Annotated in this window: 12 protein-coding genes; 6 read left to right on the forward strand and 6 right to left on the reverse strand. The window is 67.0% G+C overall.

Annotated elements, in window-relative coordinates:
- Positions 1-5: 5 nt before the first annotated feature.
- Complete coding sequence (locus METLW4_RS0109100) at positions 6-839, reverse strand: RMD1 family protein (RefSeq protein ID WP_018265897.1); 834 nt, start codon at positions 837-839, stop codon at positions 6-8.
- 113 nt (positions 840-952) lie between these two features.
- Here METLW4_RS0109100 and fdxA point away from each other — a divergent pair, with 113 nt between their 5' ends.
- Positions 953-1,291 (forward strand): ferredoxin FdxA, encoded by a 339-nt coding sequence (gene fdxA / locus METLW4_RS0109105; protein WP_018265898.1) that lies wholly within the window; start codon positions 953-955, stop codon positions 1,289-1,291.
- Between the two features lie 399 nt (positions 1,292-1,690).
- Positions 1,691-3,352, forward strand: coding sequence for a CarD family transcriptional regulator (locus METLW4_RS28880; protein WP_083919249.1), 1,662 nt, complete (start codon positions 1,691-1,693; stop codon positions 3,350-3,352).
- Positions 3,353-3,438: 86 nt separating this feature from the next.
- Here METLW4_RS28880 and METLW4_RS0109125 read toward each other — a convergent pair whose 3' ends face one another.
- The 3 genes from METLW4_RS0109125 to METLW4_RS0109135 form a co-directional block, all read right to left on the reverse strand.
- Positions 3,439-4,314, reverse strand: coding sequence for an RNA polymerase factor sigma-32 (locus METLW4_RS0109125; protein ID WP_018265902.1), 876 nt, complete (start codon positions 4,312-4,314; stop codon positions 3,439-3,441).
- A gap of 201 nt (positions 4,315-4,515) precedes the next feature.
- On the reverse strand, positions 4,516-6,039 hold the full coding sequence (locus METLW4_RS0109130) for a M48 family metalloprotease (protein ID WP_018265903.1): 1,524 nt from the start codon (positions 6,037-6,039) through the stop codon (positions 4,516-4,518).
- Positions 5,999-6,859, reverse strand: coding sequence for a thermonuclease family protein (locus tag METLW4_RS0109135; RefSeq protein ID WP_018265904.1), 861 nt, complete (start codon positions 6,857-6,859; stop codon positions 5,999-6,001). Before METLW4_RS0109135 ends, METLW4_RS0109130 begins: the two co-directional genes overlap by 41 nt.
- Before the next feature lie 220 nt (positions 6,860-7,079).
- Here METLW4_RS0109135 and ybgF point away from each other — a divergent pair, with 220 nt between their 5' ends.
- From ybgF to ftsH, 3 genes are all read left to right on the forward strand, one after another.
- The gene (gene ybgF / locus METLW4_RS24500; RefSeq protein ID WP_018265905.1) at positions 7,080-8,201 is read left to right on the forward strand and encodes a tol-pal system protein YbgF; all 1,122 of its coding nucleotides are present in this window, start codon (positions 7,080-7,082) and stop codon (positions 8,199-8,201) included.
- A gap of 9 nt (positions 8,202-8,210) precedes the next feature.
- Complete coding sequence (gene tilS / locus METLW4_RS0109145) at positions 8,211-9,218, forward strand: tRNA lysidine(34) synthetase TilS (protein WP_018265906.1); 1,008 nt, start codon at positions 8,211-8,213, stop codon at positions 9,216-9,218.
- Between the two features lie 204 nt (positions 9,219-9,422).
- Positions 9,423-11,348 (forward strand): ATP-dependent zinc metalloprotease FtsH, encoded by a 1,926-nt coding sequence (gene ftsH, locus METLW4_RS0109150; RefSeq protein WP_018265907.1) that lies wholly within the window; start codon positions 9,423-9,425, stop codon positions 11,346-11,348.
- Positions 11,349-11,956: 608 nt separating this feature from the next.
- On the opposite strand, the gene METLW4_RS0109155 is transcribed toward ftsH, so the two are convergent.
- Together METLW4_RS0109155 and arsC are read right to left on the reverse strand one after the other, a co-directional pair.
- Positions 11,957-12,289, reverse strand: coding sequence for a YnfA family protein (locus tag METLW4_RS0109155; protein ID WP_018265908.1), 333 nt, complete (start codon positions 12,287-12,289; stop codon positions 11,957-11,959).
- Positions 12,286-12,636, reverse strand: coding sequence for an arsenate reductase (glutaredoxin) (arsC, locus tag METLW4_RS24505; protein ID WP_018265909.1), 351 nt, complete (start codon positions 12,634-12,636; stop codon positions 12,286-12,288). Before arsC ends, METLW4_RS0109155 begins: the two co-directional genes overlap by 4 nt.
- 301 nt (positions 12,637-12,937) lie before the next feature.
- Here arsC and glmM point away from each other — a divergent pair, with 301 nt between their 5' ends.
- A complete protein-coding gene (gene glmM, locus METLW4_RS0109165) occupies positions 12,938-14,287 on the forward strand; it encodes a phosphoglucosamine mutase (RefSeq protein WP_018265910.1) in 1,350 nt (449 codons plus the stop codon).
- Positions 14,288-14,755: the final 468 nt, after the last annotated feature.

Raw genomic sequence — 14,755 nt, forward strand, 5'->3', positions numbered from 1 at the left:
GGGTCTCAATGCGCCCGCTGCACGAATATCTGGAACAGGGTGAGCAGAATTTCCGCGAGAATCAGCACGACGACCGTCGCCTCCAGCCGCACGGAGCGATCGACGTCGATGATCTCGGTCAGCGCACGCGCCGTCTCGCCGATGACATCGACCTTGGCTTTGAGCGTCTGGCCGCGGGCCTCCAGCTCGTATTCGTCCTCGAGCCTGGAGTAGAGGCGCTCCAGATCCGGCCGGTCCCAGAGCACGTCCGGCTTGTCCTCCACGGCGACGCGGCCGGAGACGCGATGCTGCACCAGCAGCGTCTGGCCAATCAGCTCCAGCATGGCGCGGCGGCGGAAGGGAGGCCTTCCTTTGCTGGCGAGCTCGGCGGCGAAAGGCTCGATCGTGTCGAAGACGGCGTTGACGCGGCGCTCGTCGCGGGCGAGCGCCACGCTCTTGGCCAGAGCGTCGGCGACCACCAGCAGCCGCTCGCCGGAGGCGTCCTTGATCGCGAGCCGCCCATTGGCGAGCGTCTTGTCGTCGCCCTCGGGCGTGATCTCGAGCACCAGCGTCTCGTCGTCGCGGCGCGCGGCGGCGCCGGCGACGCGGGCGCCGACCTTGGCCAGAATCTCGTCCTCCTCGAGCGGCGACAGTCCGAACAGCACGGCGACGCCGAATCGGTAGAGCACGACGAAGCCCGACTGCCCCGCCGGAAAGGCGAGCGGCGATGTGGAGACGAGATCGGCGCGCTCGAGCCCGCCCGTATCGATTCGCTCACCGAGCAGCAAGGCCCGCGCCGTCACGCAGCGCGCCGCCGGCAGCGCCGAGACGCCCTGCGAGGCCGATTCGATTTCCGCCATAGACCGATTCCCTTCCAACCCCTCGCAGGATATCATGCGCGCCGCGCGGGCCGGGAGGCCGCTTGCAACCCATTCTCAAAAACGCTAGCAAGCCCGCGGATCGAGGACGCCCCATGCCTTACGTCGTCACGGAAAACTGTATCAAGTGCAAATATATGGATTGCGTCGAAGTCTGTCCTGTGGACTGCTTCTACGAAGGCGCCAACATGTTGGTGATCCATCCTGACGAATGTATCGATTGCGGCGTGTGCGAGCCGGAATGCCCGGCCGAGGCGATCAAGCCCGACACCGAGCCGGACCTCGAGAAATGGATGGCGCTGAACGCGGAATACGCTCAGACTTGGCCCAATGTGACGGTCAAGCGCGACCCGCCCGCCGACGCCAAGGAATGGGACGGCAAGCCCGGCAAGCTGGAGGCGCATTTCTCGCCCGAGCCCGGCGAAGGCGACTGACGCGCCGTCGTCCACAGCGGACGCGCTCGCGAAATCGTTAAGAGATTCAAAGGCGCCAGCGCGGCCGCTCGTAACCATGCGGAAAGGCGCCGGCGCCTTTCCTTTGATTTTTCCCGTACCACATGATATACGGAACATTAAGAATTAGCTTTCGGGCGCGAGGGGCGCAAGCGTCGCGATTTCCACAAGGGAAATAGCGGCCAGCCGCCGACATCGAGAATGGGCGAAGATGGCGGCGCTCGCCGCCAATGTCGGCTCTATATTGTAGAAGCGTCGGACTTTCGCCAGCCAAAGCATGCGCGGTCATTGGCGCTGTCCTGGCCGGGGCGCGTTGAGCCCATTCGGTCACGAAGCTTCCGCCCCGTCTCCACAGCGGGGCAACAGAAGGAGTATCCGCGTATGTCCTCTTCCAGCAAGAAGACCGCAAAGAACCGCAAGGCGTCCGTCGCCGGAGCGCGACGCGGCGCGGGAAGCAGGACGGCGCGGACCTCGGCCGTCGCGACGGAGCCTTCGACCAAAAAGCCCGCGAGCGCGAGCGCCGCCGGCAAGACCAGCAAGACCGCGGCGGCCAAAGCCGCCAAGACTTCCGCATCGTCGAAGAGCGCAGCCGCCAAGGCCCCCGCCTCCGCCAAAAGCGCGAAATCCGCCGCCGGCAAGACGGCCGCGAGCAAGACCGCCGCGAGAACCAGCGCTTCGCGAGCGACCGCCGCGAGAACGACGACGAGCAAGGCCGGGGCCAAGACGGGCTCCGCCGCCAGAACGCGCGCCGCCGCCAAGACGGCGGCCAAGGCGAGCGCCGCCCGCTCGGGCGCCTCGCAGTCGGCCGCCTCGAGAAGCGTCAAGGCCGCCCCTGCAAAAAGCGTCGCCGCGCCCAAGGCTGCCGCAGGAGCGGGCAAGGCCAGAGCCCGCGCCAGCGCCGCCCATAACAGCGACGCCAAGCGCAGCGCGAGCGCAGCGACCGCGCCCACCAAGAACGCCGAGGCTCCGCCTCACGCGAAAAGCGTCACGGCGCCGAGCATCGACGCGGCGCGAGGCGAGGCCATCCGCCCGCAGGCTGCGAAAGCGGCTCCGCTGGGAACTTCACATGAGACTTCAACCGCCGTTGCGGCCGGCGTAACCGGGGAGACGAGAATTACAACGTCCTTGCGCCAGAGCGCGATCAAAACCGATATCGAGCACTCCGACGTCGCCGCCTCCGCGCACGTCCCCGATGCGGGGGCGAGCGAGCCGAATGCGACGGCGCCCGTTTCAACTCCAGCTTCGAGCGAAACCATTCCAGTGCCAAAATCGACACAAGGAAAGGCGATTCCCGCCAAATCTTCGCCGGCGCCCAGAGCCCCCGTCCCCGCCGCTCCCACGAGCGCCGCGACGGGCTCGGCCCTTTCGCCCAAGGCCATTGTCGCCGCGCGCACCGCGGCTGCGGCCCCCATCAAGCCGACTCCCGCCCCCGTGAAGGCGAAGACCTCGGCGCAGAAGCTCGGGTTCAAGACGAACGAGTTCATCGTCTATCCGGCGCATGGCGTTGGACAGATCATCGCGATCGAGACGCAGGAAGTGGCCGGCTTCAGCCTGGAGCTGTTCGTCGTCAGCTTCATCAAGGACAAGATGACGCTGAAGGTGCCGACCAGCAAGGTCGCCGCCGTGGGCATGCGCAAGCTGGCCGAGGCCGAGGTCGTCGACAAGGCGCTCTCGACGCTGAGCGGCCGCGCGCGCGTCAAGCGCACCATGTGGTCGCGCCGCGCGCAGGAATATGAGGCCAAGATCAATTCGGGCGATCTCGTCACCATCGCCGAGGTGGTGCGCGATCTCTATCGGTCCGACACGCAGCCGGAGCAGTCTTATTCGGAGCGCCAGCTCTATGAGGCGGCGCTCGATCGCATGGCGCGCGAGGTCGCGGCCGTGCGCAAGCTCATCGATTCGGAATCGCTCAAGCTGATCGAGTCCTTCCTGCAGAAGGGTCCGCGCCGCGGCGGTCCGAAGGGCGACTCCGATGCGGACGCCGGCGACGATGCGAGCGACGACGAGGGCGAAGAGGACGACGTCGAAGAGCGCGCCGCCTGACGTCGCGCCCCCTTCTTTTGATTTGCACGAAAAAACGCGGCCCGTCGGGGCCGCGTTTTTTTTCGGCGCGGAGAGAGCCGCCCGCCCTACTCGGCGGCGGCGGCAGTCTCCGGCGTCTCCTGGGCTTTGGTCAGCGCCTTGCGCAGCTTGCACAGCGCGCGATTCTCGATCTGGCGCACGCGCTCCTTGGAAATTCCGAGACGATCGCCGAGCGATTCCAGCGTCACCAGGCTCTCGCTGAGCCGCCGCTCCTGCACGATGCGCAGCTCGCGCTCCGACAAGAGCTTCAGCGCATCGGCGAGCCAGCGCGCGCGACGATCGGAGTCGACGCGATCCTCGACGACCTCGTCCGGCAGCGGCCGATCATCGACGAGAAAATCCATGCGCTCGGCGGAAGTCGAGGAATCGTCCTCCACCAATTGGCTGTTGAGCGAGACGTCGGAGCCGGCGAGACGCGAGTTCATCAGCTCCACATCGGCGCGCGAGACGCCGATGGCGCCGGCGATGGCCTGAAAAGCATCGCCCGCCTCCGACTGCGGCGCATGCGCGAGCTTGGCGCGAAGCCGGCGAAGATTGAAGAACAGCGCCTTTTGCGAGGAGCTGGTGCCGCCGCGCACGATCGACCAATTGCGCAGCACATAGTCCTGGATCGATGCGCGAATCCACCATGTCGCATAGGTGGAGAAGCGCACGTCGCGTTCCGGCGCGAAACGCGCGGCCGCCTCCAGCAAGCCGACATGGCCTTCCTGAACGAGATCGGCGACAGGCAGGCCGTAATGGCGAAAGCGCACGGCGAGCGCGATCACCAGCCGCATATGCGCGGAGGCCAGCTTATCCAACGCATCCGTGTCCTTATGGTCTTTCCAGGCGACCGCCAGACGTTTCTCTTCCTCGCGTTCGAGAAAGGGCGCATCCATGGCCGCTTTCACGAGCTCGCGTCCAACTCCGGGCAAATAAGCCATTCTCGCTCTCCGGGGTGGCAGTCGCGCGCGCGGAAGGCTTTCGACCGAAGGGATCGGCCGAGGAAAAAGCGCTGCGACGATGCCTCGATTGAGGAGAATCCCCGAGCGGCCACACAACCGGCGCCGCCGTCCGCCCCCCCGGGAATTCTAAGGCTTACAACATTCTCGGAGCGCGACGGTTCCATCCGTCGTGAGCGTTTCTCACTCGACGACGAGCTTGTATCTCTCGCCCGGCGTGAGGCGGCCTCCATGCTCGAGGCCATTCAGCAATTGAAAATATTCGAGCGGACGATTGGGAACGACCATGCGCTGCGCCATGGATTCCGCCGTGTCGTCCGCGCCCGCGCTCACGATGGAGAGATGCAGCGGACGCGCCTCCAGAGACTCTTCCCAGCTCGAGCGTCGGAATGTCGCGACAGAAGCGGCGAAACGTCGCTCGGCCGCTTCGTCGAGCGCGCGCACGGCGAAGATCAGCCGATAGAGCTCGTCGTCGATCTGGATGACGGCGAGCTTGAAATTCCATTCGCCGGCGCGCGCGCTGGCGACCACCGCCGGCAAACTGTTGACGTCGATACGTTTCATCGACGAGCGCAAGAGCCCGTCCACCCAGCCCGATTCGACATAGGCCTCGAGCGTCTTGCCGACCGGGGCGCGAACGCGATCGAGGCGCAACGCCTCATCGTCGCCCTCCTTCACGCCGAAGACGGCCTCGCTCGAATTCTCGAGCAGAAAGCCCTCCGGCGCGACGAAGGAGAAGCGCAGTCGCGGATGCGCGAATTTGCGGCCGCGCACGAAGCCGTCATTGGGATCGTCGCCATAAGCGAGGCCGTTGATCGCGGCGAGATAGCCCTCGCGATCGCGTGAGCCGACTCCGGGCGCGCTGATCTGCCGCGCCGCCGCGACCGCCTTGGCGATGCGATCGGGCGTCGAGGGATGCGTCGCCAATATGTCCAGCTCGGGCGATTTCTTCTTGCCGTAGAGAACGGCGCGCAGCTCGGCCGATTTGCCGAGCGCGGCGAGGAAGCGCGAGGCGCCATAGGGATCGAAGCCCGCGCGCGCCACCACGCGCACGCCGATGGAGTCGGCCTCCAGCTCCTGCAGCCGCGAGAAGCTCGCGAAGGAGAGCCGCTGCGAGGCGCGCACGTCATCGCCCTTCTGCTTGCTCTGGATAACGGCGGCGGCCTGGCTGATGACCTCCGCCTCGCGCTCGCGCTCGGCGCGAAGCGCGCTGTGCCGCGCGCTCACATGGGCGATCTCATGCGCCATCACCGCCGCCGCCTCGGAGGCGTCGCCGGCGAGCGCGAGCAGGCCGCGCGTGACATAGAGATTGCCGCTCGGCAGGGCGAAAGCGTTGACCACCGGCGTGTTGAGGATGGTCACGCGATAGGCGGCCTGGCCCGGCGTGTCGCTCGCCTGCGCCAGCTTGATCAAAATATCGTCGAGATAGCGCTCCGCCGAGGGGAAGCGATATTCGCCGCCGAATTGCGAGACCAGCTCCTTGTGCTCGGAGGCGGAGGGCTGCTCGCCGCCCACTGTGCGCGGCACGGCGGGGGGCAGCCGCGCATGTTGAGCGCCGACGCCATTGAGAAGCTCGCCCTGCCGCTCGAGCTGGGCGCAGCCGGACAGGCCGAGAAGGACGAAGACCGCGAGCGCGGCGAGACGCGCGCCGGCCGCCGGCCGCACGTCACCGCCGGCCAGACGAGCCGAGGCGCTCGTCGCCGACACGCTCGTCGCCGAGGAGGAGCTCGATCTGCGCCGGAGAGAGGATCTCCATGCGCGGTCCAAAAGCTGTGTCAATCAATCCTCGCACGCGCACTCGCCGCCCCGTGAGCATTCTGGGCGACGTTCCGGCCCGCGCGAATGTCTCGAGATTGCGTTTCCAGATCACGACAGCGAAATCTCCGCGGCGCGGCCCGAAATTCAGATAGAGAGAGCCGCCCGCCTCGCCGATCGCGCCGACGACGCCCTCCACCAGAACCATTCCCTTCTTTCCGAAGAGCGTTTCGGGCCGGCCGGCGTCGAGGATGTGATACTCGCCCGAGGTCCAAAGTCCAAGCTTTCGTCTGCGCGCCTGCTCCTCCGCGGCGAGCAGCCCATTGCGGCAGGCGAATGCGGCCGGATCGGGGCGAAAGCGCGCGAGCCCGGCGCCGATCGCGGCTTCCGCCAGCGAGACGAGCGGCGCGTCGCTCCCCTCCCCCTCGACGAAGAGCCCCGCCGCGGCCGCTCCCCAGCGATCCGGCGTCGCTGTCGGCGCGGCGAGGAAAACGAGCCGGCCGGCGCGCAGACGCTCGGCGAAGAAGCGCTGCAGGCTCTCGCGCGCGGCCGCGCCCGATGGCGGCTCGAGCCCCGAAAGGGTCAAGCGGCGGCCGTCCATCGTCCACAGCTCGAGATCGGAGCCCGGCGCCGCGATCTCGACCGGAACAGCGGCCTCGAGCGCGCAGACGCCCGCCGCCTCCTGCGCCGAACCGGCGGCGGGCGCATGGACGGCGCCCCCCATGCAGAGGAAAAGGCGGGCGGCGTGGCGAAGCTTCGTCAGTCCGAACATTGCGAGCAAAACAGTCGCGAGAGCACGAGAGCGAGCCCGAAGGCTCTCGTCCTTGGACCGCGAGCCTTCCGGCTCGCTCTCGATACCATGCGGACCAGCAGCGAGAAGACTCGTCTTTGCCACATCTCGTGCGACGCTCGCCGCGGCTTCGTCAAATTTTGGTCGAAAGCCGGCTTATGCTACGCCTCGTCCCGCTCCGCTCTCGCGATCGATTCCTCCCATGACCCTTTCGTCACGCTCCATTTTCGCCGGCGCCGCCCTCGGCGCCATGATGGCCGCAAGCGCCGCGCTCGCCGCCGATTCCGACGCTGGCTCCCGCCTCGACAAGCTCGGCCAGGGCATACAGAACATCGGCCAGAATATCGGCCGCCGCCTCGATGTGACGCAGCTCTTCGGCCACCGCGATCCCGAGGAGGACGCCGCCGGCCGCGAGGCGAGCGCCTCGAGCGTGCGCATCGACCGGCTCGAGAACCAGATTCGCGCGCTCAACGGCCAGGTGGAGGAGCTGCAGCATAATGTGCGGCGGCTCGAGGAGCAGCTGCGGCGCGCTCAGGAGAGCGGCGCGGCCGCCTCCGCCCCTCCGCCGCAAGCGCCGCGCGTGGCCGCGACGCCGGAAACGGCCCTCCCCGGCCCGAGCTCCATCTCCCCGGTCGGAACGCGGCGCAATGACGCTCTCGACCCCGGCGCGGCGCCCGGAGCCTCCGGCGGAACCCGCCATAATGACGCTTTCGACGCCGGCTCCAACCCCAATGCGCCGGGCGCGCCGCGTCCTCTCGGCTCGACCCCGCCGAGCGCGCCGCTGCCGGCGGCCGCAACGGCCGGCAGCGTCACCGATCTGCGCTCGCCGGGCGCGCCACTCGATCTCGTCCATGGGCGGCTCGACGCGCCGGCGCCTGCGCCCGCCGCTCCGCCGCCCCCCGGCCCTTCCGCCGCGCTCTCGCCGACGCCCACCGCGCCGCAGACGCCGAGAGACGAGTTCGACCTCGCCGTCTCCAAGCTGCGTCAAGGCGAATATGAAGCCGCTGAAGTGGGTTTCGCCGGCTTTCTCACCCGAAACCCGAAGAGCCGGCTCGCGCCGCAGGCGATCTTCAACCTGGGCGAGAGCTTCTTCTTGCGGAAGCGCTATCGCGAGGCGGCGGAGAAATATCTCGAGATCACCGCCAAGCATCCGGCCTCGCCGCAGGGGCCGGAGGCCATGCTGCGGCTCGGCCAATCGCTGCACGAGATCGGCGCGAACGAGCAGGCCTGCGCCTCCTTCGGCGAGATCGCGGTGAAATATCCGGGCGCGCCGGCGCGGGTGAAAGAAATCGCTCAGCAGGAAAGCAAGAAGGTGCGATGCTGACGGGCGCAAATGCCCGCTGAGCCACCGCTTCCCGATCCCGACCATGCGCTGGCGCCGCTCGCCGGCCATGAAAGGCTGCTGCTCGCCGTCTCCGGCGGGCCGGATTCCATCGCCCTCGTTCTGCTCGCCGCGCGCTGGACGCTCCGCGCGCAAAAGCGCGTCGAGATCGCCACTGTCGACCACGGGCTGCGCGCCGAAGCGGCGCTGGAGGCCGCGCTGGTCGGCGAATGGGCGCGGGCTTTAGGATTTGCTCATCATATTTTGCGGTGGGAGGGCGAAAAGCCCACGACCCGCATTCAGGAGCGCGCGCGAGAGGCGCGCTATCGCCTGCTCCGCGCGCGCGCGCGGGAGATCGGCGCGAGCGCCATCGTCACCGCCCATCACGCCGACGACCAGGCCGAGACGGCGCTGTTTCGGCTGACGCGCGGCAGCGGCGTCGCCGGACTCGCGGCCATGGCCATGGAGTCGCGCGTGGACGGGCTGGCGCTGCTGCGGCCGCTGCTTCCCTTTCGTAAGAGCGAGCTGGAGCGCCTCTGCGCTGCGGCGGAGCATGCTTTCATTCGCGATCCCTCCAATGAGAACCCCGCCTATGCGCGGGTGCGGCTGCGGCGTCTGGCCGCGACTCTGGCCGCGGAAGGGCTGGACGCAGAGGCGCTGCTGCGCCTTTCCGCCCGCGCCGCCCGCGCCGAGGAGGCGCTCGCCTGGTCCGCCGCGCGCGCTGCGCTGGAGCTTGCGGCCGAGCGCGGCCCGGGACTGTTTCGCGCCGAGGCCGCGGCTCTGCGCGCGCTGCCGCGCGAGCTGCTGCTGCGCCTGCTGGCGGCCGAGATCGCCCGCATCGGCGGCGGCGAGCCGCGGCTCGAGCGCCTGGAGCGCGCCGTCGAAAGGCTGGCGGCGGCGCTGACGGCCGAAGGGCGCTTCAAGACGACATTGGGCGGGGCGTGCCTAATATTGGCCGGCGGCGCTCTCGCGATCACGCCCGAGCCCCCCCGACGCGCCGAGATCGCGCCACAGCCGTAAAAAAGCCACTCCGCTTCGATCGTATGAGCCTCGGCGACACGCCTCTTCGCGCTGCGAAACGCAGGCGACGCGCGCATCGCGAGACGGCGAGAACGTCGCGGCGAGGCGATCTCTTGGCAATCGCTTCCGACGCGCCTAGATTACATGAAACGACTTCTGTTTTCCGGGATGGCCCCGGCGGAATCGTCATTCGCAAGGTTCGACATGAACGCAAACTTCAGGAACATCGCTCTTTGGGCGATCATCGGGCTGCTCGTCGTGGCGCTCGTCATGCTGTTCCAGCAGCCGGGTCAGCGGACTCCGATCCGCGATATCACCTTCAGCGAATTGCTCACGCAGATCGATCAGGGCCGCGTCCACGACGTGACGATCGCCGGCAATGAGATCACCGGGCATTTCTCCGATAATCGGCCGTTCTCGACCTATGCGCCCAATGATCCGTCGCTCGTGCAGCATCTGACCGCGAAGAATGTCGCCATCAGCGCGCGTCCGCCGGCCGACGGCAACAGCTGGCTGATGACTCTGCTCATCAACGGCCTGCCGCTCATCGCCTTCCTCGGCGTGTGGATTTTCCTGTCGCGCCAGATGCAGGGCGCCGGCGGCCGCGCGCTCGGCTTCGGCAAGTCCAAGGCCAAGCTGCTGACGGAAACGCAGGGCCGCGTCACTTTCGAGGACGTCGCCGGCGTCGACGAGGCCAAGGAAGATTTGCAGGAGATCGTCGAGTTTCTGCGCGATCCGCAGAAGTTCCAGCGCCTCGGCGGACGCATTCCGCGCGGCGTGCTGCTCGTCGGTCCGCCCGGCACGGGTAAGACGCTGCTCGCCCGCGCCATCGCCGGCGAGGCGAACGTCCCCTTCTTCACCATCTCCGGCTCGGACTTCGTCGAAATGTTCGTCGGCGTCGGCGCCTCCCGCGTGCGCGACATGTTCGAGCAGGCGAAGAAGAACGCGCCCTGCATCATCTTCGTCGACGAGATCGACGCCGTCGGTCGTCACCGCGGCGCCGGTCTCGGCGGCGGCAATGACGAACGCGAGCAGACCTTGAACCAGCTGCTCGTCGAGATGGACGGCTTCGAGGCCAATGAGGGCATCATCCTCATCGCCGCGACCAACCGCCCCGACGTGCTCGATCCCGCCCTGATGCGTCCCGGCCGCTTCGATCGTCAGATCAATGTGCCGAACCCCGACTTCATCGGCCGCGAGAAGATCCTCAAGGTTCACGCCCGCAAGGTGCCGCTGGCGCCGGATGTGGATCTCAAGGTCGTCGCGCGCGGCACGCCAGGCTTCTCGGGCGCCGATCTCATGAACTTGGTGAACGAGGCCGCTCTGCTGGCGGCTCGCCGCAGCAAGCGCATCGTCACGCGGCAGGAGTTCGAGGATTCGCGCGACAAGATCATGATGGGCGCCGAGCGTCGCACTCTGGTGATGACGGAGGAGGAGAAGCGCCTCACCGCTTTCCACGAGGGCGGCCATGCGCTGGTGCAGCTCAACATGCCGGGCTCCATCCCGATCCACAAGGCGACGATCATCCCGCGCGGCCGCGCGCTGGGCATGGTGCAGGGCCTGCCGGAGCGCGATCAGATCTCGCAGACCTATGAGCAGCTGAAGGCGATGCTGGCGCTGGCCATGGGCGGGCGCGTGGCGGAGGAGCTGGTGTTCGGCCATGACAAGGTGACGTCGGGCGCCGCGAGCGACATTCAGCAATGCACGCGCATCGCGCGGGCGATGGTGACGCAGCTCGGCTTCTCCGACAAGCTCGGCACGGTGGCTTACGCCGAGCCGCAGCAGGAGCAGTTCCTCGGTTATTCGATGGGCCGCACGCAGACGCTCTCCGAGGCGACGCAGCAGACGATCGACGCGGAAGTGCGCCGCCTGGTGCAGGAAGGCTATGACGACGCCAAGCATATCCTCACCGAGAAGCGCGCCGACCTCGACGTGCTGGCGAACGGCCTGCTCGAGTTCGAGACGCTGACCGGCGACGAGCTGATCGGCCTGCTGCAAGGCAAGCGCCCCGTGCGCGAGGATGTGCCGCCGGCCGCGCCGCCGGCCCGTCCCTCGCCGGTGCCGTCGACGGGCCGCACGCGGCCTTCGCCGGAGCCCGACGCGGGCGGTCTGGAGCCGCATCCGGTCTAATCGCCAGAACGAGGAAATTTCAGAAGCCCGGCCCCAAAGGCCGGGCTTCTTCTTTTTCCAGCGGGAATTGGCGCCGACCCGATCACGACGCGGGATTTGCCGACCAAGCAAATACAATCCCCTCATCCTGAGGCGCTTTTTGCGGCACGCAAAAAGCCTCGAAGGACGTTCCAGCGACACGCAGCGGCGAGACCCTTCGAAACGCCCGCACCCAAGTCGGGCAAGCCCGACTTGGGCATTATCATGCCGATCTCGGGTAAACCCGAGATCGATGCGGGCTCTTCAGGGCGAGGGACGGATGTTTCATCCGAATGGATCGATCGGAAGTCGTCTGACTAGCGCGCCCGCTCAGTAGACGGCGTAAGAAATGACCGGATGCCGCGGCCTCGGTCGACGCCCGGCCCTCCGCCGGGACCGACGCGCTCTCGAGATCATTTCTCGCGCCCCATAGCCCATACAAAAACCGAGCCCTAAGAGGAGATATGCGTTCACCAAATCCATGACTCGCCCCGCCGCCGTCGCTCGCGTCGCGGCAGAGAGTCGCCGATTTGAAAAATCGTCTCACGATCGTAATTCTGCGGAAACGATGGCGAGAAGCTATCGTAAATTCAGCTCCGTGGACCAAAAAACACGATTGCGGCCCCGGCTAGACAAATTGTCGCACCCGTCGCATCCCATCGATCGGGAGCGCGCCCTTCCACCGCCCACAACCAGAAGAGCGAGAGCGCGATATAGACGCCGCCGTAAGCCGCATAGGCCCGGCCCGCCGCCTCGGCCTCGACGCGGGTGAGGAGAGCCGCGAAGACGATCAACGACGCGACGCCGGGCAAGGACCAGAGCGGCGACCTCCCGAGCCGCAGCCATGCCCAAAAGGCGTAGCAGCCGGCAATCTCGGCTACGGCGGCCCCCAGATAGACGGCGAAAACGCCCGCGACATTCACGCGAGCAGCGCCTCGACGGCCTCCGGCGGGCGGCACAGCGCGGCCTTGTCGCCGATGACGACGATCGGCCGCTCGATCAGAATCGGATTCTTCTCGATCGCGTCGAAAATCGCCTCGTCCTTCACGGAAAGGTCGCCGAGGCCGAGCTCCTCATAGGGCGTGCCGCGCTTGCGGAGGATGTCCCTTACGCCCTTGCCCATCTGCTTCAGCAGCGCCTTCAGCGCCTTTCGGTCCGGCGGCGTCTTCAAATATTGCACCACCTCCGGCTCGAGCCCGGCCTCCTTCAGCCGCGCCAGCACCTTGCGGGATGTGCCGCAGGCGGGATTATGGTAGATGACGACCTTCATCGAGCCCCCCGGATCATGTTAGCGTGCGTGAGCATAGCCCCGTCCGCGCGCAGAGCGAAGCGGCGGCGCGGCGCGTTCACGGGCCGCGTTCGGGAATACGCATTAACCACAGGACGCGAAAGGCGATGGAAGCGGCCAGTATGGATGACGATATTTCTTCATATCCTTTTCCGATCATGCCCGCAGGGTCGGCGTTTGGACCGAAAACGCCCACAATCTCGAGGTCGACTGGCGCCGCAGCGGCGGCTCTTTCGCCCTTCCGGCGCCGCCGCCCGCGCCGTTTCCCGGAGAACGACAAGCAATGACGCGCAGCTATTTCGGCACCGACGGCATTCGCGGACGCGCCAATCAGAAGATCACGCCCGAGCTCGCCCTCAAGGTCGGCCAGGCGGCCGGCCTCGTGTTCAATCGCGACAGCGAGCGGCGCCACCGCGTCGTCATCGGCAAGGACACGCGGCTCTCCGGCTATATGATCGAATATGCGCTGGTCGCCGGCTTCACCTCCGTCGGCATGGAGGTGCTGCTGCTCGGCCCCATGCCGACGCCGGCCGTCGCCATGCTGACGCGCTCCATGCGCGCCGATCTCGGCGTGATGATCTCGGCCTCGCACAATCTCTACGAGGACAATGGCATCAAGCTGTTCGGCCCGGACGCATTCAAGCTGTCCGACGAGACCGAGGCGGAGATCGAGAAGCTGCTCGACCGCGATCTGACCAGCCGGCTCGCCGGGCCGCACGAACTCGGCCGCGCCAAGCGCGTCGAGGACGTGCGCGCCCGCTATATCGAATACGCCAAGCGCACGCTGCCGCGGAACATGAGCTTCGAGGGGCTGCGCGTCGTGCTCGATTGCGCCAATGGCGCCGCCTATAAGGTGGCGCCGGAAGCGCTATGGGAGCTCGGCGCCGAGGTCATCACCATCGGCGACCAGCCGGACGGCTTCAACATCAATCGCGACGTCGGCTCCACGGCCCCGCAAGCGCTGCGCGACAAGGTGCGCGAGATGCGCGCCGATGTCGGCATAGCGCTCGACGGCGACGCCGATCGCGTCATCATGGTCGACGAGCTCGGCCATGTGATCGACGGCGATCAGCTGATGGCGGTGGTCGCGCGCAGCTGGCGCGACGAGGGATTGCTCGCCAAGCCCGGCGTCGTCGCCACCATCATGTCCAATCTCGGCTTCGAGCGCCATTTGCAGGGGCTGGGCCTCAATCTCGAGCGCACAGCGGTCGGCGACCGCTATGTCATCGAGCGCATGCGCGAGCTCGGTTACAATCTCGGCGGCGAGCAATCGGGCCATGTGATCCTCTCCGATTACGGCACCACCGGCGACGGACTCGTCACCGCCATGCAGGCGCTCGCCGCGGTCAAAAAGCTGAATCGCAATGTGAGCGAGGTGTGCCGCTGCTTCGAGCCGCTGCCGCAAGTACTCAAAAATGTGCGGGCGCGCGGCGCGCGGGCGCTGGAGCAGGCCCCCGTCGTCGCAGCGATCGAGGAAGGCCGCCGCCGCCTCGAGGGCTCCGGCCGTCTCGTCATCCGCCCCTCTGGCACAGAGCCGGTCATTCGCGTGATGGGCGAAGGCGACGACCCGGAGATCGTCGGCAGCGTCGTGGACGATATTTGCGACGCCCTCACGCGGGCCGAGGCGGCGTAAGGCGCGAAAGGCAAAAAGCGCCGCGGACGGAAACGCCATGGCTGCGCGGCGCAGCCTCAGAAGGATAGATGCAAGGCTGGAGGATAGTTAGCGATGGCGACGGCCGCAGAATTCCGTGCTGAATTACGCTCGAGGTTTCACACAGCAGAGGCTGCAGGCTGCAACACTCTCGATGTCATAGCCCGCGATCTTCATGACGCCGCTCAAATGGCTAATCCGACCCGAACCCAACGTTTCCCGAATTGTTGCAGCGTGATGCGGCAAGAGCAGCGAGTCGGGATCGACATCGTCATATCTGAGAAGGCTAGCGACGGACCGAACTTCGCGATTCGCTATCGCTTGCCACGATAGACTCTGTCTCGCAGCCCATGCGTCGCATTCAATGTATTTCGACAAATCACAGCTACCTACATCGTCGGTAAGGTTAACTCCACTTTAAGCGTTCTCGCTCAATCTTCCTTCACATTG

This window comes from Methylosinus sp. LW4 (genome assembly GCF_000379125.1).
GTDB lineage: Bacteria > Pseudomonadota > Alphaproteobacteria > Rhizobiales > Beijerinckiaceae > Methylosinus.

Bases quoted from the DNA above. Each gene is read 5' to 3' on its own strand.
- METLW4_RS0109100 (WP_018265897.1), bottom strand. From the start codon at position 839: ATGGCGGAAATCGAATCGGCCTCGCAGGGCGTCTCGGCGCTGCCGGCG.
- fdxA (WP_018265898.1), top strand. From the start codon at position 953: ATGCCTTACGTCGTCACGGAAAACTGTATCAAGTGCAAATATATGGAT.
- METLW4_RS28880 (WP_083919249.1), top strand. From the start codon at position 1,691: ATGTCCTCTTCCAGCAAGAAGACCGCAAAGAACCGCAAGGCGTCCGTC.
- METLW4_RS0109125 (WP_018265902.1), bottom strand. From the start codon at position 4,314: ATGGCTTATTTGCCCGGAGTTGGACGCGAGCTCGTGAAAGCGGCCATG.
- METLW4_RS0109135 (WP_018265904.1), bottom strand. From the start codon at position 6,859: ATGTTCGGACTGACGAAGCTTCGCCACGCCGCCCGCCTTTTCCTCTGC.
- ybgF (WP_018265905.1), top strand. From the start codon at position 7,080: ATGACCCTTTCGTCACGCTCCATTTTCGCCGGCGCCGCCCTCGGCGCC.
- tilS (WP_018265906.1), top strand. From the start codon at position 8,211: ATGCCCGCTGAGCCACCGCTTCCCGATCCCGACCATGCGCTGGCGCCG.
- ftsH (WP_018265907.1), top strand. From the start codon at position 9,423: ATGAACGCAAACTTCAGGAACATCGCTCTTTGGGCGATCATCGGGCTG.
- arsC (WP_018265909.1), bottom strand. From the start codon at position 12,636: ATGAAGGTCGTCATCTACCATAATCCCGCCTGCGGCACATCCCGCAAG.
- glmM (WP_018265910.1), top strand. From the start codon at position 12,938: ATGACGCGCAGCTATTTCGGCACCGACGGCATTCGCGGACGCGCCAAT.